Below are 22,833 nucleotides of genomic sequence, written 5' to 3' on the forward strand. Positions count from 1 at the left end.
CATGGTGCTGAATGACACACCGCCTTCGCGAGCAGGCTCGCTCCCACAGGGGATTGCAATCAATCTGTCGAGAGGCGTTCCAGGCCGACGTACGGGCAGGCTGCCAGCAGATCGGAGAGGTTGCGGCCATCGGCCAAGCGCAGGTCCTGTGGGGCCAGTTCGGCGAGCGGATACAGCACAAACGCGCGTTCCTGAATCTGGTAATGCGGGACTTTCAGGCGTGGCTCGTCGATCAAGCGATCACCGAACAGCAGAATATCCAGATCCAGTGTGCGCGGGCCCCAGCGCTCAAGGCGTTCGCGGCCCTGATCATTCTCGATCGCTTGCAACGCATCAAGCAATTCCAGCGGGGCGAGCGAGCTGTCCAGCGCGGCCACCGCGTTGGTGTAACGTGGCTGGCCCGGCAACAGGGAATCGCTTTGGTAGAAGGCCGAAACGCCGACCAGCGTGGTTTGCGGCAATTGCCCCAGCGCCTCGACGGCGCTGCGCAGTTGTTCGGCGGGGTCTGCGAGGTTGCTGCCCATGCCGATGTAGATGCGTTCCATGCCTTTACTCGCCTGTAGCGCTCGGCGCGCCAGCGCGTTTGCGCTTGGAACCGCCGCTACGGCGACGTTTGCGTGGTGCGCCGCTGGCGTCATCGCCCTTGCCGCTGAGGTCGCGGATCATGTCGCGACGTTCGCTGTCGTTGGCGTCCTGATAGTCCGTCCACCATTCGCCCAGACCATCGGTCTCTTCGCCAGCGCTTTCACGCAGCAACAGGAAGTCGTAACCGGCGCGGAAACGCGGGTTGTCCAGCAACAGGTCGGCGCGTTTGCCGCTGCGGCGTGGCAGGCGTTCCTGCATGTCCCAGATCTCGCGGATCGGCATGGTGAAACGTTTCGGAATCGCGATGCGCTGGCACTGTTCGGCGATCAGCTCGTGGGCGCCTTCCTGCATCGCCGGAATCGGCGGCATGCCACGTTCTTGCAGGCGCAACACGCGAGCCGGCAGGGCAGGCCACAGCAGCGCGGCAAACAGGAACGCCGGGGTTACCGGTTTGTTCTGCTTGATGCGCAGGTCGGTGTTGGTCAGCGCTTCGCTGATCAGCGTGTGGGTGTACTCCGGGTTGTGTTCCAGCGCATCGGCACTGGCCGGGAACAGCGGGGCGAACAGTTGCAGATCGACCAGCATTTCGAAAGTGATCGCGCCGTGCCCGGAGAGAAACAGCTTGAGCACTTCTTCGAACAGTCGTGCCGACGGGATTTCGCGCAGCATCGGCGCCAGTTCGCGGATCGGCTGCACGGTGTGCTTCTCGATGCCGAAGTTGAGCTTGGCGGCGAAACGCACGGCGCGCAGCATGCGCACCGGGTCTTCCTGGTAGCGCTGCTTCGGGTCGCCGATCAGACGGATCAGGTGGTTGCGGATGTCGTGTACGCCGTTGGCGTAATCGAGAATGCGCTCGCTGACCGGATCGTAATACAGGGCGTTGATGGTGAAGTCGCGGCGTTGCGCGTCTTCTTCCAGCGAGCCGTAAACGTTGTCGCGCAGAATCCGCCCGCTCTCGTTACGCGAAGACTGATTGCTGTCTTCGTCGTCTTCGTTGACTGGGTGATTGGCGCGGAAGGTCGCGACTTCGATGATTTCGCGACCGAAATGGATATGCACCAGTTTGAAGCGACGGCCGATGATCCGCGCATTGCGGAATTCGGCACGGACTTGCTCGGGTGTGGCGCTGGTGGCGACGTCGAAATCCTTGGGCGTGATGCCCAGCAGCATGTCACGCACGCAACCACCGACCAGATAAGCCTGGTAACCGGCACCTTGCAGGCGTTCGACGATATTCACCGCATAGCGGCTGAATTGCGTTTTCTGCAGCGAATGTTGACCGCTGTTGAGCACTTCAGGGGTGCTGCGGATGTGTTGCGTACGACGCACGGGAGTTCGGAATGACTGGAACAACTTCTTCAGCATGGGATGCACTGTTTGAAGGAATGTTCGGCCATACCAAAGAATGACCGCATGATGGGCGCAGATTCTAGCATTTAGTCGGGGGATGGTGTAGGACACGGCCGATTTGAGCTGCAAGCCGCAGGCTACAGGCATCGCGCGCGATAAAAATGGGGGATTTTGCAAGGGAGGAGAAACTACAAGGGGAGCCGAAGCTCCCCAAGAAGTAGTTGCGTGCTCTTTTTATTATTGATTCGGGCTTCTTGTTTTTGTTGAGTGCCCTCGCCACGAAGTGTTTCCTTCGTGACCCTCCCAATCGGGAGCCAAGAGCAAACGGATTGCTTTGGTCGCTGAATTGCAGTGATCTCTCGATCCAACCAGTACAGGCTCTGTCTTAGGACAGTTTTTGTTGTTCTCGGCCTGGTCGTGGGGCAAGCCCCAAATACAACGCCTCTCCAAAAGAATCAGTTAGCTGCGCCTCTCGCCGTCTTGTTTTTATTGTGCGTGAGTCGATTCGTCTTATTTTTATTGTCTTGTGCATTGCTTGTTATTGTTCTTGTACTGAACATATAGCAGGGGGCGTGCCAACTTTTGCGAAGCCCAATAAAACAAGGGGTTAGGTCGATATAACCGTTTTGTCGGGGCGAAAAAAAGCCGGGGTTTCGTTACCGATAACCCCGGCTTCTGTTACGTGAAAGGACTGAGGTAACAGTTTTTTCACATCTTCAAGCGTTACCCGCGCACTCGACAGGTAACGTTCAGCTCTCGCTGGCGACCCCGGTCTTGCGCCGTGGAATGCCCAAGCGTTGACGGCGCTCCCACAGGCATTTACGGCTGACGCCCAGTTTGCGCGCCAGTTCGGTCTCGGTCATGTGGTCCTGATGCTCGAGGACGAAGTGCTGGAAGTAGTCTTCCAGCGACAGGTCTTCGGTCGGCTCATGACTGCTGCTGGCGCTTCCCGCAGCTTGTGGCGGCAGACCGATGAACTCGTCGTCTTCCAGATCGCTCAGCTCGATGTCGATGCCCAGCAGGTCGGCCGAGATTTCCGGGCTTTCGCTCAGAATCACTGCGCGCTCGACCGCGTTCTCCAGTTCACGCACGTTACCCGGCCAGGAATAGTGACGAATGGCCTGTTCGGCATCCGCAGCAAATTTCAGGTCGGTACGGTTGATGCGCGCGCTCTGGCGAGCGAGGAAAGCCGTGGCGATTTCGTTGACGTCGGTGCCGCGCTCGCGCAGAGCTGGCAGTTTCAACGCTATCACGTGCAGGCGGTAATAAAGGTCTTCACGGAACTGGCCGATTTTCGCCAGGCTCTTCAAGTCGCGGTGAGTCGCTGCAATCAGGCGCACATCGACTTTCTGCGACTGCACCGAGCCGACCCGGCGAATTTCGCCTTCCTGCAGCACGCGCAGCAGGCGGGCCTGGGCTTCCAGTGGCAGTTCACCGATTTCGTCGAGGAACAGCGTGCCGCCGTCCGCCGCTTCCACCAGACCGGCGCGTCCGGCGCTGGCGCCGGTGAACGCGCCTTTCTCGTGGCCGAACAGTTCGGACTCGATCAGGCTTTCCGGAATGGCCGCGCAGTTCACCGAAATCATCGGTGCCTTGGCACGTTTCGACAGGTTGTGCAGGGCGCGGGCCACCAGTTCTTTACCGGTGCCGGATTCGCCCTGGATCAACACATTGGAATCGGTCGGCGCGACCTTGCGGATCTTGCTGTACAGATCCTGCATCGGTGGGCAGGAGCCGATGATGCCGATCTCGCCATTACTGTTGTCGACGGCGGATTTGCCGCTGCCATTGGCCGGTTTGCTGGCAACCGCTTCGCCGGCAGCCGGGGCCGATTGGCGATCACGCAGGATCCGCGCGACAGCCTGAAGCATTTCATCGTGGTCGAAAGGCTTGGCGATATAGTCCACCGCGCCCATCTTCATCGAGTCGACCGCCGAACGCAGGCTGGCGTAACTGGTCATGATCAGCACCGGTGTGCCCTGGCCGAGCTTGATCAGCTCGGTGCCCGGAGCGCCCGGCAAACGCAGATCACTGACGATCAGATCGAACGTAGGAATGGTGAAGCGTTCTTGTGCTTCCTGCACTGAACCGGCTTCGCTGACCTGGTACTGATTACGTTCCAGCAGGCGGCGCAAGGCGGAGCGGATAATTGTTTCGTCTTCGACGATCAAAATGTGCGGCATTGATTCGATACTCTCGACGGTCTCAGTTCACAGCGGACGTCGCTTCGACATGACGCGGTAAGGTCACCCGGATACGGGTGCCGCGTTGGCTTTGTACATCAGCCGGGCTGTCGATGGTGATTTGTCCATAATGCTCTTCAACGATGGAATAGACCAGTGCAAGGCCCAGACCGGTGCCTTCGCCAGGATCCTTGGTGGTGAAGAAGGGTTCGAACAATCGGTCCATGATGTTCTTCGGAATACCGCTGCCTTCGTCCTCGACGATCAGGTCGACCGTGTGTTCGCCGGCTTCGCTCTTGACCCGTACCGCACTGTGCGGCGGCGAGGCGTCGCGGGCGTTGGATAGCAGATTGATCAAGACCTGGGCGAGCCGCTGCGGGTCGCCTTCGACCCAGTGATCGGGATCGCAGAGGTTGTAGAACTGCACTTCGAAATTGCGTCGGTTCAGCGCCAGCAGGCCGATGGCATCCTGCGCGACTTCCGCCAGGCAGACGGGCTCGTCACTGTGCTGATGGCTGCCGGCGTGGGCGAAACTCATCAACGACTGGACGATGCGCGATATGCGTTTGGTCTGTTCGAGAATCTGCCCGCTGATTTCCGTCAGTTCGTCGTCTTCTTCGCGCTCTTCGCGCAGGTTTTGCGCCAGACAGGCGATGCCTGTGACCGGGTTGCCGATTTCGTGGGCGACACCCGCCGCGAGGCGACCAATGCTAGCCAGGCGCTCGGAGTGCACCAGTTTGTCTTCGAGCATCTGTGTTTCGGTCAAGTCCTCGACCAGTAACACCAGACCACTGTTACCCGGCGCCAACGGCTCATCGATCGCTGCTTTGTGCAGGTTCAGCCAGCGAGTCTGACCGTCGAGGGCCAGATGCTGTTTGTGCAAATGCTCGTCCGGCAGGTTGATGAAACCCTGCAGCAATTCTTTCCACGGCTCGCCAATGGTGCTCAAGCGCGAACCGACCACGCGTTGCGCGGCAATTCCGGTGAGTTCTTCCATGGCCTTGTTCCACATCAGGATCTCTTGATCCTTGGCCAGCGAGCAGACGCCCATTGGCAGTTCCTGCAGGGTCTGGCGGTGGTAGCGGCGCAGGGCATCGAGTTCGGCCGCTAAACCTGTGAGGCGTGAGTGGTAATCCTCGAGGCGGCTTTCGATGAAGTGAATGTCTTCGGTGACATAGTTTTCGCCGCCAGCCTTGTACGGCAGGAAGGTTTCGACCATGTCTTGCGCCACGCTGGGACCCATCAGGCCGGAGAGGTTGGCTTCAATGCGGTCACGCAAACGGCGCAGGGCATAAGGACGGCGCTCGTCGAAGGGCAGATAAAGGTCACGCAGCGCTTGCTCGACTTCTTTCTGCGCTGCCTTGGCGCCCAACGGTTTGGCCAGTTGTGTGGCGAACTCCTGTGGCGAAGCGGCGTGCAGTTCGCGCCGTTGCGGGCGACGGACGTTATCCACCGCACAGGCTTCGGCGGCGCTGGCTTCTTCGGGGCTGGCGTTGGTGAACAGCGAGATCAAGGTGAACATCAGCACGTTAGCGGCGAGCGAGGCGATGGCCGCCATGTGCCAACTGGTGTCGTCGAGCACATAAATCATGTTCAACAGCGGAATGTAGAAGCCCTGCAGATTACCGACCAGCGGCAACAGCATCGTCACCACCCAGACCAGAATCCCCGCCAGCAGACCGGCAATAAAGCCGCGACGGTTGGCGGTCGGCCAGTACAGTACCGACAACACACCGGGCAGGAATTGCAGGGTCGCGACAAACGCGACGATGCCGAGGTTGGCCAGATCCTGCTCGGCGCCGAGCATCAGGTAGAAACCGAAACCGGCCATGATGATCGCGACGATCAGCGCCCGACGGGTCCATTTCAGCCAGCGGTAGATATTGCCTTCGGCCGGCGGCTGATAGAGCGGCAAAACCAAGTGGTTCAGGGCCATGCCCGACAGCGCCAGGGTGGTGACGATGATCAGACCGCTAGCCGCTGACAGACCGCCGACATAGGCGAGCAACGCCAGCGGTTTGCTGTTGGCGGCGATGCCGATGCCGAGGGTGAAATATTCCGGGTTGGTCGTGGCGCCGAGTTTCAGGCCGGCCCAGAGAATCAGCGGCACTGCCAGACTCATCAGCAGCAGGAACAGCGGCAAACCCCAACTTGCGCTGACCAGCGAGCGCGGGTTGAGGTTTTCGGTAAAGGTCATGTGGTACATGTGCGGCATCACGATCGCCGAGGCGAAAAACACCAGCAGCAGCGTGCGCCACGGGCCTTCCTGCAACGGCGTGTGCAGCGCGGCGAGGGCGGTCTGGTTTTGCAGCAGCCAAATCTCAAGCTGTTGCGGGCCGTCGAACACGCCGTACAGCGCATACAGACCAACGCCGCCGAGGGCGACCAGTTTGATCACCGACTCAAAGGCAATCGCGAATACCAGCCCTTCGTGCTTTTCACGCGTGGCGATATGTCGGGAACCGAAGAAAATCGTGAACAGAATGATCAGCGCACAGAACGCCAAAGCCACGCGGCTCTGGATCGGTTCGCCGGTGAGAATGCCGATGGAGTCGGCCACTGCCTGAATCTGCAACGCCAGCAAGGGCAGCACGCCGATCAGCATGAAAATCGTGGTCAGCGCGCCCGCCCAGGTGCTGCGAAAGCGGAACGCGAACAGATCGGCCAATGACGACAGTTGGTAGGTGCGGGTGATTTTCAGGATCGGATAGAGCAGCACCGGCGCCAGCAGGAACGCGCCGGACACACCAAGGTAACTGGAAAGAAAACCGTAACCATACTGATAGGCAAGCCCCACCGTGCCGTAGAACGCCCACGCACTGGCGTAAACCCCCAGCGACAAGGTGTAGGTCAACGGGTGGCGAATGATCGCGCGCGGGATCATGCCCCGTTCGCTGATCCAGGCAACGCCGAACAGCACCGCCAGGTACGCGGCGCTGATCAGGATCATCTGGGTCAGGCTAAAGCTCATCGGCATCTTTTTGGCTCTGCAGGATGAAGGTCACGACAATCAGGATCAGCCAGAGCAGATAGGGGCGATACCAGGCGCCCGTAGCGTCGATCCACCAATCCATGATGGCGGGGGAAAACAGGTAGATCCCCACGACTAAAAGCAGGACCAAGCGATAGATGTACATCCCGGCCTCTCTTTTTTATGCGCGTGCCCGAAAACGTGCGGCGATGGTAACGGATGGGCGCGCGACTGCAAGTGTCGTCATAGCAGTTGCGCTTCGGGCAGGGTCAGTGTGCGCGGGATCTTGCTGGCATCCCAGTGCGCGCAGCCCCACTTGAGTAACTCTAGCGGCGAGGCGTGGGCCAGTTCGGCGCCGGGATTTTGCCCCAAGGCGCGCAGGGCTCGCAGCAGCAATGGCGTGGCTTGATCCGCTTCAAGCGGCGGCGAGCGGTAGGACTTGCCGAGCTTGTTGCCGTCCGGCTGGGTGATCAGCGGCAAGTGCAGGTAGCGTGGCTGGCGCAGGCCCAGCAGTTCTTGCAGATACAACTGACGCGGGGTCGAATCGAGCAGGTCGGCGCCACGGACGATGTCGGTGATGCCTTGCCAGGCATCGTCGAGTACCACGGCCAATTGGTAGGCGTAGAGGCCATCGCGGCGACGGATCACGAAATCGCCGACTTCACGACCCAAATGCTGGCGGTATTCGCCCTGGACGCGGTCGATGAAGTGGTATTCCAGTTCTGGCACGCGCAGGCGGATGGCGGCGTCTTGCTGGTCGTGGCCGAGATTGCGGCACAGGCCAGGATAAATGCCGTCGTAAGGTTCGAGCTGTTTGCGCGAGCAGGTGCAGGCATAGGCCAGACCGTGATTGAACAGGCTGTTGAGCACGTCGGCGTAAGCCTCATGCCGATCGCTCTGGCGCACCATCTCGCCGTCCCATTCGAAGCCGTAGCTTTCCAGTGCCTTGAGAATCGCCGTTTGCGCGCCGGGCTCTTCACGCGGCGGATCGAGATCTTCCATGCGCACCAGCCAGCGACCGCCGACCGAACGGGCGTCGAGGTAAGAGGCGAGGGCGGCGACCAGCGAACCGAAGTGCAAATGGCCACTGGGGGTTGGGGCGAAGCGGCCGATGTAGGCGGGGGATGTCTTGGCTGTCATTAATGCGATAGTACTTTTTCAGCGCGTGTACACAACACCTGTGGGAGCGAGCTTGCTCGCGAAAGCGGTGTGTCATTCAGCATTAAATTGTCTGATCCGGCGCCTTCGCGAGCAAGCTCGCTCCCACAAAGGCAAAAGGCAAAAGGCAGAAACAAAAACGGAGCGTTAGCACGCTCCGTTTTTCGTTCAGGTCGAGATTACTTGCCGACCTGCTTTTCCTTTATTTCCGCCAGGGTCTTGCAATCGATGCACAGATCCGCAGTCGGACGGGCTTCGAGGCGCTTGACGCCGATCTCGATGCCGCAGGACTCGCACCAGCCGTATTCTTCGTCCTGAATCAGCTCCAGCGTCTTGTCGATCTTCTTGATCAACTTGCGCTCGCGGTCGCGGGCGCGCAGCTCGAGGGCGAATTCTTCTTCCTGACTGGCACGGTCGGCCGGGTCAGGGAAGTTGGCCGCTTCGTCTTTCATGTGATCAACAGTACGGTCGACTTCCTGCATCAAGTCCTGTTTCCACTTGTTCAGGATCTTGGTGAAGTGCGCGCGCATCGGTGCGCCCATGTACTCTTCACCGGCCTTCGGAACGTAAGGTTCGAAGCCGCTGATCGTCGTTTGCTGCTGTTGCTTTGCTTGGGTGGGCATGAAATGGACCGCCTCTACTCTTGTAATCCATTGCGCAGGATTGCTCCATCACCGACACCTGCCGGCCCTGCGGCTGCAAGCGGGCGAACTTACCAGATCAATTCGGCCTGCGCTACTCCCGGATGTCGAGGCCCCGGCGGGTGGCGCTTGCAAATGTTTGGCAAGCCGTGTCTGGCGGTGTTGAAGACCTGTTCAATCACTGATTTTAGTCAATCCTGGAGCGTACGCTCATATCGTTACAGTCCAGCGTTCTTGAGGCTGTGACCGCTACGGGTTCTCGCTCGTTCCGGCAGATGGGTAGAATCGTCTCTTTTTCCCTGCCGAAGGAAAACCAATGGCTCAGTCCTACAGTGCGCGCAGTCGTGCGATCGAACCGTTCCATGTGATGGCGCTGCTGGCGCGGGCCAATGAATTGCAGGCTGAAGGTCACGACGTGATCCATCTGGAAATCGGCGAACCGGACTTCACCACCGCCGAGCCGATCATTCGTGCAGGGCAAGCGGCGCTGACGGCAGGCAAGACCCGTTACACCGCCGCGCGCGGCATTCCCGAGCTGCGCGAAGCGATTTCCGGGTTTTATCAATCGCGTTATGGTTTGAACATCGATCCGCGACGGATTCTGATCACCCCGGGTGGCTCCGGTGCGCTGTTGCTGGCCAGTGCGTTGCTGGTCGATCCGGGCAAACACTGGTTGCTGGCGGACCCGGGTTACCCGTGCAACCGGCACTTCCTGCGTTTGGTCGAAGGCGTAGCGCAGCTGGTGCCAGTTGGCCCGGACGTGCGCTACCAACTGACCCCGGATCTGGTCGAGCGTCATTGGGATCACGACAGCGTCGGTGCACTGGTCGCCTCGCCGGCCAACCCGACCGGCACGATTCTGACTCGCGATGAACTGGCCGGTTTATCCACAGCCATCAAAGCCAGACACGGCCATCTGGTGGTGGACGAGATCTATCACGGCCTGACGTACGGCACCGATGCTGCCAGCGTGCTGGAAGTCGATGACAGTGCGTTTGTGTTGAACAGCTTTTCCAAGTATTTCGGCATGACCGGTTGGCGCCTGGGCTGGCTGGTGGCACCGGAGGCAGCGGTCAGCGAGCTGGAGAAGCTGGCGCAGAATCTCTACATCAGCGCGCCGAGCATGGCCCAATACGCGGCGTTGGCGTGTTTCGAGCCGGACACTATCGCGATTCTGGAAGAGCGCCGTGCGGAGTTCGGCCGTCGTTGCGACTTCCTGCTGCCAGCACTGCGCGAGTTGGGTTTCAACATCGCCGTGGAGCCTGAGGGCGCGTTCTATTTGTACGCCGATATCAGCCAGTTCGGCGGCGATGCCTTCGCGTTCTGCCGTCATTTCCTCGAAACCGAACATGTCGCGTTCACGCCCGGACTGGACTTCGGTCGCTATCAGGCCAGTCACCATGTGCGTTTTGCCTACACGCAAAACCTCCCGCGCTTACAGGAAGCGGTGGAGCGCATCGCGCGTGGCTTGAAGAGCTGGCAAGGCTGATGCGCTTTTATCCTCCTCTGGAAGAGGCGCGCCTGATCCGGCGTTACAAGCGTTTTCTCGCCGATATCGAAACCGTTAGCGGCGAGTTGCTGACCATTCACTGCCCGAACACCGGCTCGATGCTCAATTGTCAGGTCGAAGGCGGGCAGGTCTGGTTCAGCCGCTCCAATGACCCGAAACGCAAATTGCCGGGAACCTGGGAAATTGGTGAAACCCCGCAGGGCCGCTTGTTTTGCGTGAATACCGCACGGGCTAACGGTCTGGTTGAAGAGGCGTTGCAGGCTGGCGTTATCACTGAGTTGAACGGCTTTACCGCGTTGAAGCGCGAAGTGGCCTACGGGCAGGAAAAGAGCCGTATCGATTTTCGCCTCGAATACCCCAGCGGCCCGGCGTACGTGGAAGTGAAAAGCGTCACCCTGGGCTTCGACGGAACGGTAGTAGCGGCGTTTCCCGATGCCGTGACCCAGCGTGGCGCCAAGCATCTGCGGGAATTGGCGCATCTGGCGCGGGACGGGATTCGCGCGGTGCAGTTGTATTGCGTCAATCTGACCGGGATTGAAGCGGTGCGGCCGGCGAAGGAAATCGATTCGGCTTATGCCGATGCGCTTCTCGAAGCAGTGGCCTGCGGTGTTGAGGTGTTGGCGTATGGCGTGCGACTGGACCATGAAGAGATGGTCATCGACCGGCGTCTCGATGTGCTGCTTAACGGCTAAACATCGATCCACAGTCCTTGCGCATCTTCCCGGCAATTGATAGCGGTGAGTGATTGCCCCGCGCACGGTCCAGCCACGCATTCACCGTCCTCGATCAGAAACAGTGCGCCGTGGGTGGCGCACTGGATCAGGCTGTTGCTCGGGTCGAGAAACTGGTCGGGTTGCCATTCCAGCCCGACGCCGCGGTGCGGGCAGCGATTGAGGTAGATGTAGACCTGGCCGCTGCGACGTACGGCGAACAGCTTGTTACCGTCGATCTCGAACCCACGGCTTTTCGCTTCGCCCAGATCGGCGCCAGCGCAGAGAAACTTCATGGCTATCCTCTAGTGTCTGCTCGTGTCCGGATATGTCCGAGCTTGACGTTTAAATGCAAACAATTATCAAATGGCGGCCTTCGCCCGCAGGGCGGCTGGCAGATGTCGAGGATACTTGGCCTGTCCTGTCGATGCCCGGGAAAACTTCTTTCAAGGAAGCTGTGTATGCGCCTGAGTACCCGCGTTGTTGTGCTGTGTGCCGGACTGTTCGTCAGCCATCAGGCTGCAGCGGCCGATTTGCCGCAACGTTGGGTCAGCGCCGGCGGTGCACTGTCTGAATGGGTCAGTGCGTTGGGCGGCGAGTCGAAGCTGGTCGGCGTTGATACCACCAGTCAGCATCCGGAGTCGTTGAAGGCGCTGCCGAGCATCGGCTATCAGCGCAGCCTTTCCGCCGAGGGCATTCTCAGTCTGCGCCCGGATGTCCTTATCGGCACCGAAGAAATGGGCCCGCCACCGGTACTGTCGCAAGTAAAAGCGGCCAAGGTGCAGGTGGCATTGTTCTCGGCTCAGCCCGATTTGCCGACAGTTGAGAAAAACGTTACCCGTCTCGGTCAATTGCTCGGCGCTGAAACCCAGGCCAGGCAACTGCTGGAAAGTTATCAACAGCAACTCGACGCGCAGAAAGTGCGGGTTGCTGACGCGCAGTCCAGGCAGAAAGCGCCGGGCGTGCTGCTATTGCTCGGTCATGCCGGTGGCAAACCGTTGATCGCCGGTAAAGACACTGCCGCCGACTGGCTGCTGCAACAGGCGGGCGGGCATAACCTGGCGACGCATACCGGTTACAAACCGTTTTCCGTGGAATCCCTCGCCAGCCTCGATCCTGAAGTGCTGGTATTCGCCGACCGTGCGTTGACCGGTGACGCGGCGAAAGCGGCGCTGTTCAAGGAGAACCCGATTCTCAATTCAAGTCGCGCGGCCAAAACCGGCCGTGTGTTGGAGCTGGATCCGACGCTGCTGGTCGGTGGGCTCGGACCGCGTCTGCCGGCAGCGCTGAAAACCCTGTCTGACGGTTTCTACCCGGCCAAGAGCGGCCAATGACCACATTGGTCAAACCCCGTGGCTTGTTCATTGGCCTGACGCTTCTCTGTCTGCTGGCGATCTGGCTGTCGTTGGCGCTGGGGCCGGTGAGCCTGCCGCTGTTCGATACGTTGCGCGCAGCGTTGCGCATGCTCGGCGTGCCGCTGGCGCCGGAGGGGCTGGAGCAGGCTGAGCTGATTCTCGGGCAGATTCGTCTGCCGCGAACCTTGCTCGGGTTGGCGGTCGGTGGCGTGCTAGCCTTGTCGGGCGTGGCAATGCAGGGATTGTTTCGCAATCCGCTGGCGGATCCGGGGTTGGTTGGCGTTTCCAGCGGCGCGGCGCTTGGGGCGGCGATTGCGATTGTCGGTGGTTCGTTTTTTGGTGGTTTGCCGGAGTGGTTCGGGCCGTATCTGTTGTCGGTCTGTGCGTTTCTCGGCGGGCTCGGCGTAACAGCGCTGGTCTATCGACTGGGTCGACGCAACGGTCAGACCAACGTCGCAACCATGTTGCTGGCAGGCATTGCGCTGACAGCGCTGGCGGGTTCGGCAGTAGGTCTGTTCACTTATCTGGCGGATGACGCGACCCTGCGCACGCTGACCTTCTGGAACCTCGGCAGCCTCAATGGCGCCAGTTACGCGCGGTTGTGGCCACTGCTGATCATCAGCGCCGGCGTGGCGTTGTGGCTACCGCGTCGGGCCAAGGCGTTGAATGCTCTGTTGCTGGGCGAATCGGAAGCCGGGCATTTGGGTATCGATGTCGAAAAGCTCAAACGCGAGTTGGTGTTTTGTACGGCGCTGGGCGTCGGCGCGGCGGTGGCGGCGGCGGGCATGATCGGTTTCGTCGGTTTGGTGGTGCCGCATCTGGTGCGCTTGCTGGCGGGCCCGGATCACAAAGTCTTGCTACCGGCATCGGTGCTGGCCGGGGCGAGCCTGTTGCTGTTGGCTGATCTGGTCGCTCGGTTGGCGCTGGCGCCGGCGGAGCTGCCGATCGGTATCGTCACCGCGTTTATCGGTGCGCCGTTCTTCCTTTATCTGCTGCTGCGAGGACGTGCCTGATGTTGCGCGCGCAAAATCTGCACATCCAGCGTGGCCGCAAGGCAGTGCTCAGCGATGTCACGCTGCAACTGGAACCAGGTGAAGTGCTCGGAGTGCTCGGGCCGAACGGCGCTGGTAAAAGTACCTTGCTGGGCGCCTTGTGCGGTGAATTGGCGGCGAGTGCGGGCGAGGTTTCGCTCGACGGGCAGGCATTGAGTCACTGGACTGGCCCGCAGCGTGCGCAACGATTGGCGGTGTTGCCGCAAGTGTCGACGCTGGATTTTGCCTTTCGCGTCGAGGAAGTGGTCGGTATGGGGCGCTTGCCTTATCAAAGCGGTCGGGTGCGCGATGACGAAATCATCGCGGCGGCTTTGGCTGCAGCGGATGCCGGGCATCTGAGCGGACGCAGTTATCTGGCGCTGTCCGGTGGCGAACGGCAGCGTGTGCATCTGGCGCGAGTACTGGCGCAATTGTGGCCGGGCCAGGCCGGGCAGACGTTGCTGCTCGATGAGCCAACGTCGATGCTTGATCCACTGCATCAACACACGACGTTGCAAGCGGTGCGCGAGTTCGCTGATCATGGCGCAGCGGTTTTGGTCATCCTGCATGATCTGAATCTGGCGGCGCGTTATTGTGATCGCATTCTGCTGCTTGAAGGCGGGCGTCCGGTGGCTCTGGATACGCCGGAGCAGGTGCTGCGGCCGGACTCGCTGAAAGCCGTGTTCGGTCTCGAAGTCTTGGTGCAGCCGCACCCGGAGCGTGGGCATCCGCTGATCATCGCCCGGTGATTGAATCATCGAGGTGATTGCATGCGTGGCTTGTGGCTGTTGGCGGTGGTGTGGCTTGCGGGGTGTCAGCATGGGATTGCGCCACCGCCGATCAATGGCGAGATTCGCGATCTGCGTAGCGGTCAGGTGCTGACGGCGCAGCAACTGTTGGTGCGTCTTGCTGCGCCGGAGCGGCTGATCATTGGCGAGCAGCATGATAATGCCGATCATCATGTCGCGCAGTTATGGCTGTTGCGCGCACTTGGCGAACAACGCCCGCAAGGCAGTCTGTTGCTGGAAATGCTGACGCCGGACCAGCAGCCAAAAGTTGATGCCGTTCGCCAGGCGGCATCGCCGCCGTCCGGTCTTCCTGAAACGCTGGCCTGGCAGGAGGGCTGGGACTGGAATCTTTATGGTCCGATCATTCGTTTCGCCCTAACGCAAACTTATCCGCTGCTGGCGGCCAATCTTGAAAACAGCGAAATCCGGGCCTTTTATCGCCATCCTCCGCTTCTGAACGGTGCGCACAGTAACGCGCCATCGGTGAAAGAAACGCTGCTGGAACAGATCGCTGAGTCTCACTGCGGTTTACTGCCCGAATCACAGATGCCGGCGATGCTCGCCGTTCAGCAACAGCGTGATCGGCGGATGGCAGAACGCTTGCTGGCTGCACCGAAACCGGCTCTGTTGTTGGCCGGCGCGTGGCATGCACGCAAGGACGTCGGCGTGCCGCTTCACGTTGTGGATTTGGGCGCCATTGAGTCACCGACAGTGCTGATGCTGGCAGAGCAGGGCGGCGAAGTGACCGCCGCGATGGCCGATTACGTTTGGTATACGCCTGCAACACCAAAACAGGACTACTGCGAACAGATGCGTAAACAGTTCGGCAAATGACTTTTCCACAGGCAAAAAAAGACCCGGTAAAAACCGGGTCAAATAACCGTGATTAGCCTGATGAGGAGATAATCTGAGAGTCCGAACCAAGGGCTTTTCAGAATATCGACTGATCTCGCGATCAGTTGTGATAATCATAGCGATTCTCATTAGCGCGTCAACAACTGTTTTCTCATTTCTTTGATTTAGTCTTGGAAATGGCCGTAATGGCCCGGAAACAAAGGACGTGGCGTCAGCTTTTGGTTGCACTCAATTGGCTGACCTGCTTGTTCAGTTGGCCGATCCGTCGCGCCATGCTCTCGATGAGGCTGTGTGCGATCTTCGGATTGGTGCGGGTCATGCTCAAGAATTGCTCACCGGGAATCAGCATCACAGTGCTTGGCTCCCGGGCAATGACCGTGGCATTGCGCGGCTCATGCGTGAATACCGCCATCGCGCCGAATATTTCGTCCTTGGGCACTTCGCCGACCTTGTGGCCATCGACAAACGCTTCGGCATGCCCGTCGATGATCACGAACACATGATCGGCGGCGTCACCCTGGTTGATCAGAACCGTCCCGGCCTCAACCCGCTTAAAACCATTGGTGCTGCGAAACTCGCGAGGTTTCAGCTCCGCCACGGCATGGGCGAGCATTGCCATTTGCCCCAGCAGGTACGCAAGAAACTGCTCTGCCCGGCGGCCGTCGGCATACAAATGCTCGAACACCGCAACGCGTCGATAGGGCATCAGGCGCAATGGCCCGTCGCTGCACAAGCGGCAATCGCCCCAGTCATCGCCACGCTGCAGGCCGATCAAATCGCCGTCCTGCCAATAAAACAGCGGCCGGGCAGCGATGCTGCCGGTGATCACGCCTTCCGTCAGCAGAAACAATTGATCGCCGGGTAACTGCGCGAGCAAATCATCCGGCGCGTCCAGCTGCAGTTCCGCGCCGCACGGCGCCAAACCCTGCAGCCACTGCGCAGGCAAACTCTGCAGGCGATTGATCAGTGCATCGGCCCAAGCCGATTGTTCCCCCAATAAATACATGACGGTCAATGCCCGTTCAGTTTTTGTGGCGCGAGGAAATGGCTTCGAGCTGCTTGTTCAGGGCGTCCTTGCGTTCGGCGGGGATGTCGTTCCAGTGCACATCCATCAACGCGCCTTCGATCGCATACAACAACACCTTCGATGCGCGAAACCCGCGGGTACGCACAGCCCGGTAGGCGTCCACCGCGCCCAGGCGACGCAAGTCGGAGGCGCTATGGATGCCCACGGCATGCAGCCATTGCGCCGACGTCTTGCCAAGATTCTTCAGGTGTTGCAGTTCATCATTCATCAAGCCTCCTTGCGACGGCCGAATGGTGCGTGGGCGAGCTTCTCAGGAGTGTAGCCATCAGTAGGAAAAGCGTGGTTGTTTGGTCGGATTCGACGCAAATGCTTCTAAGAAAGGGCGCTTGAACGGCCTGCGAACGCAGAAAGGCGGGATAAACACAAAAATAAATGTGGGAGCGAGCCTGCTCGCGAAAGCGTTCTGACTTTCACGATCAGGGTGACTGACACTCCGTCTTCGCGAGCAGGCTCGCTCCCACCCAGCGGGCGTTGTGTCAGAGAATAATGAGGCGATCAGCGAGTGCGATAACGCAACCGCGTACCGAAATTCATCGACATCAGAATCTCGTCAGCGCTCAGCTCCGGCGGGAAGTACGCCCCGGAAATCTGCGCGTGGGCCAGGCTTGCGCCTTCAAGCGAGGCGTTGCGGAAATCGATACCGCGAAGATCGGCGGATCGGAAGTACGCGTCGCGGAAATCCACGCCATCGGCATTCAGTTCACGCAGATCGAGACCACGGAAATCGCCACCGACCATATCGATCGGGCCATCCTGTGGACGCTCTTTGTTGAAACCTGTGATGTCGTCTTTGTGCAGCAAGGCATACAGCGGGGTGTCGAGAAGTTTCGGCTGGCTCATGTCATATCACCGTTGGTTTTATGACGCCAGTATAGTGCCACTATTTGACGGCCGTGAAGCAAGCGAGGGCTTCACGGCCGAAATAGTTTCTTACAGGCCGGGCAGGCGCTGACGGATCTGCGCGACCACGGTGTCCAGGGTGCCGGACTCATTGGTCTGCACGCGTTTGCTGCGCAGGATTTCTTCCGGCGTCAGCGCTTCACGATTGGCCTGCTGCGCTTCGATCACGGCCAGTGTGGCGTCGGACGGATCCTGTTTGTCCGCCTGACGAATCGCCAGCCAGCTCTCGATCACCGCTTGCGGCGCGTTGCAGTCGAGGATCAGGAATGGCGTACCGGTGGCCTCGGCGATCTTCGCCGCGTTGTCGCGCTGCTCGCGCTTGAGGTAGGTGGCATCGATCACCACCGGGAAACCAGCGTGCAGGATCACTTCAGCGATTTCATGCAGGCGCGCGTAGGTCGCGGTGCTGGCGTCGGCACTGTAAATGCCGGCCTGCACGTCGTTGGCGACGGTTTGCTCGCCGAACAGACGCTTGCGTTCTACGTCCGACCGCAGACGAATCGCGCCCAGCGCTTCGACCAGACGCATGGCCACGTGGCTTTTGCCGACAGCGGAAACGCCGTGGGTGATCGCCATGAAGCGCGAAGGAATGGTGCTGTAGCTTTCCGCCAGGTTGGCGTAGTTGCGGTACTGGCGCAGGGTGGTGGCGCGCTGCACCGGGGTCGCGTCCGCCGGCATGCTGAACAGTGCAACCTTGGCGCGAACCAGGGCGCGGTAGGCTTTATAGAAGTTCAGCACTTCCAGGCCTTGATAGTCGCCGGTCAGCTCCAGGTACTGGCTGATGAAACGGCGCGCCAGGGATTTCAGGCCACGGTCTTCCAGGTCCATCGCGAGGAAACCGGTGTCAGCCCAGACGTCAGTGAAGCGGAACGGCTCGTTGAACTCGATGCAGTCGAAAATCACCACTTTGCCATCGATGACCGTGGCGTTCCCCAGGTGGATATCGCCGTGGCATTCACGGGTAAAGCCTTCGACCTTGCGTTGGGCGAACAACGGCTTTAGACGCTCGAAGCTGCTTTCGGCCCAGGCTTTCAATGCGTCGAGTTGCAGCAAATCGTTTTTGTCGCTGAGGAACGGCAGGATCTGCTCGAAGTTTTGCGACACCGGCGCCATCACGCTGTCCGGAGTGCCAGCGTCGTGTTCAGCCGGGACTTTTGGCGCGGCGAGGTGGAAACGGGCAATCTGCTCGGCCATCTCATCGATGTGCTGGGTAGTCAGCTCGCCATTGGCTTGCAAGGTGCTGAGCAAACCGGTCTGCGGGAACTGGCGCATTTTCAGCACGTATTCGATCGCTACGCCGTCGCCACCCAGTTGCGGCGCTTCAATGCTGCCGGTCACCGGCAACACTTCCAGATACAGATCATCGGTCAGGCGCTGGTTCAGACGCAGCTCTTCAGCGCAGAAATGCGCGCGCGACTCGAGGCCGGTGAAGTCGAGGAAGCCGAAATTCACCGGCTTCTTCACTTTATAAGCGAAGGGACCGGTAAGGATCACCCACGAGATATGGGTTTCGATGACCTGAAACCCTTCGACAGGGTGCGGGTAGAGGGCCGGGTTTTGCAGGGCAGCGATCAGTGACTGGCTCACGGGCGATCCTTCAGAGACTGGGGGAAATTCGAGGTCGCCATTATGGCCGCTCGCCAGCCTGACGCAAACCTCGGAGCGCTCCTGTTGAGGATGAATAAAGTGCGTATAATCCGCCGCCATGACTCGAACTCGATCTCCCCGTACCAAGAAAAAACCACCCTCCAAGGGCCTGAGCCCGTGGTTGAGCTGGGCCATTAAACTCAGTCTGGTCGGCCTTGTGGTGCTGGCCGGCTTCGCCGTTTACCTCGATGCCGTGGTGCAGGAGAAGTTCTCCGGCAAGCGCTGGACCATCCCGGCCAAGGTTTACGCGCGGCCGCTTGAGCTGTTCGTCGGACAAAAGCTCAGCAAGGACGATTTCCTCACCGAACTCGATGCCCTCGGCTATCGCCGCGAAGCCGTGAGCAATGGCCCCGGTGCTGCAGCCGTCAGCGGCAACACAGTCGATCTGAATACCCGTGGCTTCCAGTTTTACGAAGGTCTGGAGAAACCGCAGCCGGTGCGCGTGCGTTTCTCTGGCGATTACGTGGCCGAGCTGTCGGCGACCAACGGTTCGAAACTCTCCGTGGTGCGCCTCGAACCGCTGATGATTGGCGGCATTTATCCGAAAAATCTCGAAGACCGCATTCTGATCAAACTCGATCAGGTGCCGCCGTATCTGCTCGAAACTCTGGTCGCTGTCGAAGACCGTGATTTTTACAGCCACTGGGGCGTCTCGCCGAAGTCGATTGCCCGCGCAGTCTGGGTTAACACCTCTGGCGGCAAGATGACCCAGGGCGGCAGTACGCTGACCCAGCAGTTGGTGAAAAACTTCTACCTGACCAACGAACGCAGCCTGACCCGCAAGCTCACCGAAGCAATGATGGCGATGCTGCTGGAACTGCATTACGACAAGAAAGAAATCCTTGAGGCTTACCTCAACGAAGTCTTCGTCGGCCAGGACGGTCAGCGTGCGGTGCACGGTTTCGGTCTGGCCAGCCAGTTCTTCTTCGGTCAGCCATTGTCCGAGCTGAAACTGCATCAGGTGGCGTTGCTGGTCGGCATGGTCAAAGGCCCGTCCTACTACAACCCGCGTCGTAATCCCGAGCGCGCGCTGGAGCGGCGTAACCTGGTGCTCGACGTGCTTGAGCAGCAAGGCGTGGCGACTGCCGAGCAGGTCGAAGCGGCGAAGAAAATGCCGCTGGGCGTGACCACTCGCGGCAAGCTCGCCGACAGCTCGTTCCCGGGCTTTATCGATCTGGTCAAACGTCAGTTGCGTGAAGACTACCGCGACGAAGACTTGACCGAAGAAGGCCTGCGCATCTTCACCAGTTTCGACCCGATCCTGCAGATGAAAGCCGAGGCCTCGGTCAACGACACTTTCAAACGTCTGGCCGGGCGCAAGGGCTCCGATGACGTGGAAGCGGCGATGGTCGTGACCAACCCGGAAACCGGCGAAGTCCAGGCAATGATCGGCAGCCGTCAGGCCAGTTATGCCGGGTTCAACCGCGCACTGGATGCGGTGCGGCCGATCGGTTCGTTGATCAAGCCGGCGGTTTATCTGACCGCGCTCGAGAAACCGAGTCAGTACACCCTGACCAGTTGGCTGTCGGACGACCCGTTGTCGGTCAAAGGCGCGAACGGTCAGGTGTGGAAACCGCAGAACTATGACCGCCGCTCGCACGGCACCGTGTTCCTCTATCAGGGCCTGGCGCATTCCTACAACCTGTCGACCTCGCGTCTGGGTCTGGAAGTCGGTGTGCCGAATGTGCTGAAAACACTCGGTCGTCTGGGCGTAACGCGTGAGTTCCCGGCGTTCCCTTCGATGTTGCTGGGTGCTGGCGGCATGACCCCGATCGAAGTCGCGACCATGTACCAGACGCTGGCCAACGGTGGTTTCAACACGCCAATGCGCGGGATTCGCAGCGTGCTGACCGCCGAGGGCGAGCCGCTCAAACGTTATCCGTTCCAGATCGAGCAGCGTTTCGATCCAGCGTCCATTTATCTGATCCAGAACGCCATGCAGCGCGTGATGCGCGAAGGTACCGGCAGCTCGGTTTATAACGTGCTGCCCAAGACTCTGACGCTGGCCGGCAAGACCGGTACCAGTAACGATTCCCGCGACAGCTGGTTCGCTGGTTTCAGTCAGGATCTGCTGGCGGTGGTCTGGCTGGGGCGCGACGATAACGGCAAGACACCGTTCACCGGTGCCACCGGTGCGCTGCAGGTTTGGACCAGTTTCATGCGCAAGGCCGATCCGCTGCCGCTGGACATGCCGCAGCCGGACAACGTCGTGCAGGCGTGGGTCGATTCGCGGACCGGACAGGGCTCCGATGCCAACTGCCCAGGCGCGGTGCAGATGCCGTATATTCGCGGCAGCGAACCGCCACCCGGCGCCGCGTGTGCGGGCGAAACGCCTGCTTCCGGCGAATCGGTGATGGATTGGGTCAAGGGCTGGATGAATTAAGCAAAGAGGGTTTCAAGTGAACAAGTGGTTGATTCCAGCGGTGACCGCCGTGGCTTTGCTCAGCGGCTGCTCTACCGTACAGCGTGGTTCGATTCCGGTGGTTGACTCCGGTACCGCGGTGTCCAACAGCGAACGCATCTCGGCCAATGGCGGTTTCCGTCAAACAACGGTCAAGCGTCCTGCGCAGGGCCAGACTCAGGCGATTCCGCAAGGTGATACTGGCGTGGTGGTGATGGTACCGGGTGGTGGTGCAACAACCTCTGCACCGATCAGCTCTTCGCCAATTGTGCCGGGACCGGCATCCGGCGGTATCACGGCAGGGCCGTACAATCCTTCGCCGGCTGACTCCGCGCCGATCAATTCCGGCAGCTACAGCATGCCATCGACCCCGAGCGGGATTCCTTCCGCCAGTAGTGGTGGCGGCCTGTCGGCCGACGAACAACTGGACGGTCCGGTGCTTGCCTTGCTGACCACTGCGCAACAGCAGCAGGCCGGTGGCGACCTCAATGGCGCTTCGTCCAGCCTGGAGCGTGCTCAGCGCGTCGCTCCACGTGAGCCGCAAGTGCTTTATCGTCTGGCGCAGGTGCGTATGGCTCAAGGCGATGCACCGCAAGCCGAGCAGTTCGCCCGTCGTGCGCTGACCATGGCCAACGGTCGCCCTGACCTGCAAGCCAACCTGTGGGAAATCATTGCTCAGTCCCGTGAGAAACAAGGCGATTCCGCCGGCGCCGCTCAGGCCCGTCAGAAGGCTAAGGTTTCGCTGTGATGGATGCCCGTTTCCCGAAAATCGCCGATCAGCTGTTGCTGATCGAGCGTGAGCTGCGCACGCAGGGCTGGTGGGATGAGGTTTCGCCGTCGGCCGAAGCGCTGAGCAGTGTCGAGCCATTCTCGGTCGATACACTGGACTTCGAGCAGTGGCTGCAATGGATCTTCCTGCCACGGATGAAGATGATCCTCGAACAGGATCTGCCATTGCCGAATGCCTCGGGTATTCAGGAAATGGCCGAAATGGTCTTCGCCCAGCGCAACCTGCAGGGCAAGGACCGTCAGCTTCAGGTGCTGCTCAAAGAGTTTGACCTGCTGATCACTGCCTCGCGTTGAATTGGAAACTGCCAGTCGCTACTGGCAGTTTTCACTTATCTGTTTCTGCGCCTCGACAATGCGCTCATGCCGCTGTGCATCGTCCAGCCGGCGCAATTGCCCCTCCACTTCCTCCCTCAAGCGCGGATTGTTCTGCAATTGGGCCAGGTTCGTCCGTGCCTGCTCGCAAAACTGCTTGAGCTGTGCCTGTTGGTCGGCGACCTGTTTCTTCACCTTGTCATCAATCGCCTTCTGATCGCCCAATACACCGCTGCCCGGCATTGCCGCCGGTTTCGGCGGCGTCGAGGAGGGCGTCTGCAAAGTCGTCGACGGCTGACCCGGTGGCGGCTGCGCATCGAAATGGGTGACCCCTTGAACATCGACCCATTTGTAGATTTGAGCGGCCATGCACCATGGGCTGAGGCCGATCAGCAGAGTAAGGAGGAGCGTTCGCATGCTGATTCCTTGGCAAAATTGCGCAATTGACACTAACAGAGTAGCGGTTTTCAGGTTTTTTCTTGCGTTCTCATGTGCTTACCCACAATTAACCACACAGACGACTTGACTTGGAGAGGGCGAAACAGAAGAATCCAAAGTCC

22 protein-coding genes are annotated in these 22,833 nt (G+C 60.0%); 9 read left to right on the forward strand and 13 right to left on the reverse strand.

The window, feature by feature from the left end:
* Window positions 1-59: 59 nt before the first annotated feature.
* The 7 genes from folK to dksA all read right to left on the reverse strand — a co-directional run bounded on the left by folK (window position 60) and on the right by dksA (window position 8,870).
* Window positions 60-545, reverse strand: coding sequence for a 2-amino-4-hydroxy-6-hydroxymethyldihydropteridine diphosphokinase (gene folK / locus L8H52_RS10980; RefSeq protein WP_242207040.1), 486 nt, complete (start codon window positions 543-545; stop codon window positions 60-62).
* 4 nt (window positions 546-549) lie between these two features.
* On the reverse strand, window positions 550-1,950 hold the full coding sequence (locus L8H52_RS10985; RefSeq protein ID WP_242207041.1) for a polynucleotide adenylyltransferase PcnB: 1,401 nt from the start codon (window positions 1,948-1,950) through the stop codon (window positions 550-552).
* Window positions 1,951-2,684: 734 nt separating this feature from the next.
* On the reverse strand, window positions 2,685-4,118 hold the full coding sequence (locus L8H52_RS10990; protein ID WP_242207042.1) for a sigma-54 dependent transcriptional regulator: 1,434 nt from the start codon (window positions 4,116-4,118) through the stop codon (window positions 2,685-2,687).
* 22 nt (window positions 4,119-4,140) lie between these two features.
* Window positions 4,141-7,095 (reverse strand): sensor histidine kinase, encoded by a 2,955-nt coding sequence (locus L8H52_RS10995; protein ID WP_242207043.1) that lies wholly within the window; start codon window positions 7,093-7,095, stop codon window positions 4,141-4,143.
* Window positions 7,079-7,255, reverse strand: a complete 177-nt coding sequence (locus L8H52_RS11000) for a hypothetical protein (protein ID WP_003176118.1) — start codon at window positions 7,253-7,255, stop codon at window positions 7,079-7,081. The genes L8H52_RS10995 and L8H52_RS11000 overlap by 17 nt, the downstream gene beginning before the upstream one ends.
* Before the next feature lie 77 nt (window positions 7,256-7,332).
* On the reverse strand, window positions 7,333-8,229 hold the full coding sequence (gene gluQRS, locus L8H52_RS11005) for a tRNA glutamyl-Q(34) synthetase GluQRS (protein WP_242207044.1): 897 nt from the start codon (window positions 8,227-8,229) through the stop codon (window positions 7,333-7,335).
* A gap of 197 nt (window positions 8,230-8,426) precedes the next feature.
* Complete coding sequence (dksA, locus tag L8H52_RS11010) at window positions 8,427-8,870, reverse strand: RNA polymerase-binding protein DksA (RefSeq protein WP_064118688.1); 444 nt, start codon at window positions 8,868-8,870, stop codon at window positions 8,427-8,429.
* Between the two features lie 334 nt (window positions 8,871-9,204).
* On the opposite strand from dksA, the gene L8H52_RS11015 reads away from it, so the two are divergent.
* A complete protein-coding gene (locus tag L8H52_RS11015; RefSeq protein WP_242207045.1) occupies window positions 9,205-10,377 on the forward strand; it encodes a pyridoxal phosphate-dependent aminotransferase in 1,173 nt (390 codons plus the stop codon).
* Window positions 10,377-11,090, forward strand: coding sequence for a DNA/RNA nuclease SfsA (sfsA, locus tag L8H52_RS11020; protein ID WP_242207046.1), 714 nt, complete (start codon window positions 10,377-10,379; stop codon window positions 11,088-11,090). The genes L8H52_RS11015 and sfsA overlap by 1 nt, the downstream gene beginning before the upstream one ends.
* On the opposite strand, the gene L8H52_RS11025 is transcribed toward sfsA, so the two are convergent.
* On the reverse strand, window positions 11,087-11,404 hold the full coding sequence (locus L8H52_RS11025) for a Rieske (2Fe-2S) protein (protein WP_242207047.1): 318 nt from the start codon (window positions 11,402-11,404) through the stop codon (window positions 11,087-11,089). The two genes, sfsA and L8H52_RS11025, sit on opposite strands and share 4 nt — an antisense overlap.
* Window positions 11,405-11,569: 165 nt before the next feature.
* On the opposite strand from L8H52_RS11025, the gene L8H52_RS11030 reads away from it, so the two are divergent.
* From L8H52_RS11030 to L8H52_RS11045, 4 genes are read left to right on the forward strand one after another with little or no spacing between them, the layout of a single operon-like run.
* Entirely contained in the window at window positions 11,570-12,442 is an 873-nt protein-coding gene (locus L8H52_RS11030) for an ABC transporter substrate-binding protein (protein ID WP_242207048.1), read from the forward strand.
* Between the two features lie 50 nt (window positions 12,443-12,492).
* On the forward strand, window positions 12,493-13,476 hold the full coding sequence (locus L8H52_RS11035) for an iron ABC transporter permease (RefSeq protein ID WP_242207064.1): 984 nt from the start codon (window positions 12,493-12,495) through the stop codon (window positions 13,474-13,476).
* Window positions 13,476-14,243, forward strand: a complete 768-nt coding sequence (locus tag L8H52_RS11040; protein WP_242207049.1) for a heme ABC transporter ATP-binding protein — start codon at window positions 13,476-13,478, stop codon at window positions 14,241-14,243. Before L8H52_RS11035 ends, L8H52_RS11040 begins: the two co-directional genes overlap by 1 nt.
* Before the next feature lie 21 nt (window positions 14,244-14,264).
* The gene (locus L8H52_RS11045; protein ID WP_242207050.1) at window positions 14,265-15,116 is read left to right on the forward strand and encodes a ChaN family lipoprotein; all 852 of its coding nucleotides are present in this window, start codon (window positions 14,265-14,267) and stop codon (window positions 15,114-15,116) included.
* A gap of 232 nt (window positions 15,117-15,348) precedes the next feature.
* Here L8H52_RS11045 and L8H52_RS11050 read toward each other — a convergent pair whose 3' ends face one another.
* The 4 genes from L8H52_RS11050 to L8H52_RS11065 form a co-directional block, all read right to left on the reverse strand.
* Window positions 15,349-16,143 carry a cyclic nucleotide-binding domain-containing protein gene (locus L8H52_RS11050; protein ID WP_242207065.1) on the reverse strand — a complete coding sequence of 265 codons (795 nt, stop codon included), beginning with the start codon at window positions 16,141-16,143 and terminating at the stop codon, window positions 15,349-15,351.
* A 16-nt stretch (window positions 16,144-16,159) separates the two neighbouring features.
* A complete protein-coding gene (locus L8H52_RS11055) occupies window positions 16,160-16,432 on the reverse strand; it encodes a TfoX/Sxy family protein (protein WP_003228231.1) in 273 nt (90 codons plus the stop codon).
* Between the two features lie 287 nt (window positions 16,433-16,719).
* Window positions 16,720-17,064, reverse strand: coding sequence for a pentapeptide repeat-containing protein (locus L8H52_RS11060; RefSeq protein WP_007909940.1), 345 nt, complete (start codon window positions 17,062-17,064; stop codon window positions 16,720-16,722).
* A 90-nt stretch (window positions 17,065-17,154) separates the two neighbouring features.
* The gene (locus L8H52_RS11065; protein WP_242207051.1) at window positions 17,155-18,711 is read right to left on the reverse strand and encodes a bifunctional aminoglycoside phosphotransferase/ATP-binding protein; all 1,557 of its coding nucleotides are present in this window, start codon (window positions 18,709-18,711) and stop codon (window positions 17,155-17,157) included.
* A 118-nt stretch (window positions 18,712-18,829) separates the two neighbouring features.
* Here L8H52_RS11065 and mrcB point away from each other — a divergent pair, with 118 nt between their 5' ends.
* From mrcB to L8H52_RS11080, 3 genes are read left to right on the forward strand one after another with little or no spacing between them, the layout of a single operon-like run.
* Window positions 18,830-21,154 carry a penicillin-binding protein 1B gene (gene mrcB / locus L8H52_RS11070; protein ID WP_242207052.1) on the forward strand — a complete coding sequence of 775 codons (2,325 nt, stop codon included), beginning with the start codon at window positions 18,830-18,832 and terminating at the stop codon, window positions 21,152-21,154.
* Window positions 21,155-21,170: 16 nt separating this feature from the next.
* Window positions 21,171-21,920, forward strand: a complete 750-nt coding sequence (locus L8H52_RS11075; RefSeq protein ID WP_242207053.1) for a hypothetical protein — start codon at window positions 21,171-21,173, stop codon at window positions 21,918-21,920.
* Entirely contained in the window at window positions 21,920-22,255 is a 336-nt protein-coding gene (locus L8H52_RS11080; protein ID WP_201231345.1) for a YqcC family protein, read from the forward strand. Before L8H52_RS11075 ends, L8H52_RS11080 begins: the two co-directional genes overlap by 1 nt.
* 18 nt (window positions 22,256-22,273) lie before the next feature.
* Here L8H52_RS11080 and L8H52_RS11085 read toward each other — a convergent pair whose 3' ends face one another.
* The gene (locus L8H52_RS11085; protein WP_242207054.1) at window positions 22,274-22,690 is read right to left on the reverse strand and encodes a DUF4124 domain-containing protein; all 417 of its coding nucleotides are present in this window, start codon (window positions 22,688-22,690) and stop codon (window positions 22,274-22,276) included.
* Between the last annotated feature and the right edge of the window lie 143 nt (window positions 22,691-22,833).

It is taken from the genome of Pseudomonas sp. CROZ-RG-20F-R04-15 (assembly GCF_022662375.1).
GTDB lineage: Bacteria > Pseudomonadota > Gammaproteobacteria > Pseudomonadales > Pseudomonadaceae > Aquipseudomonas.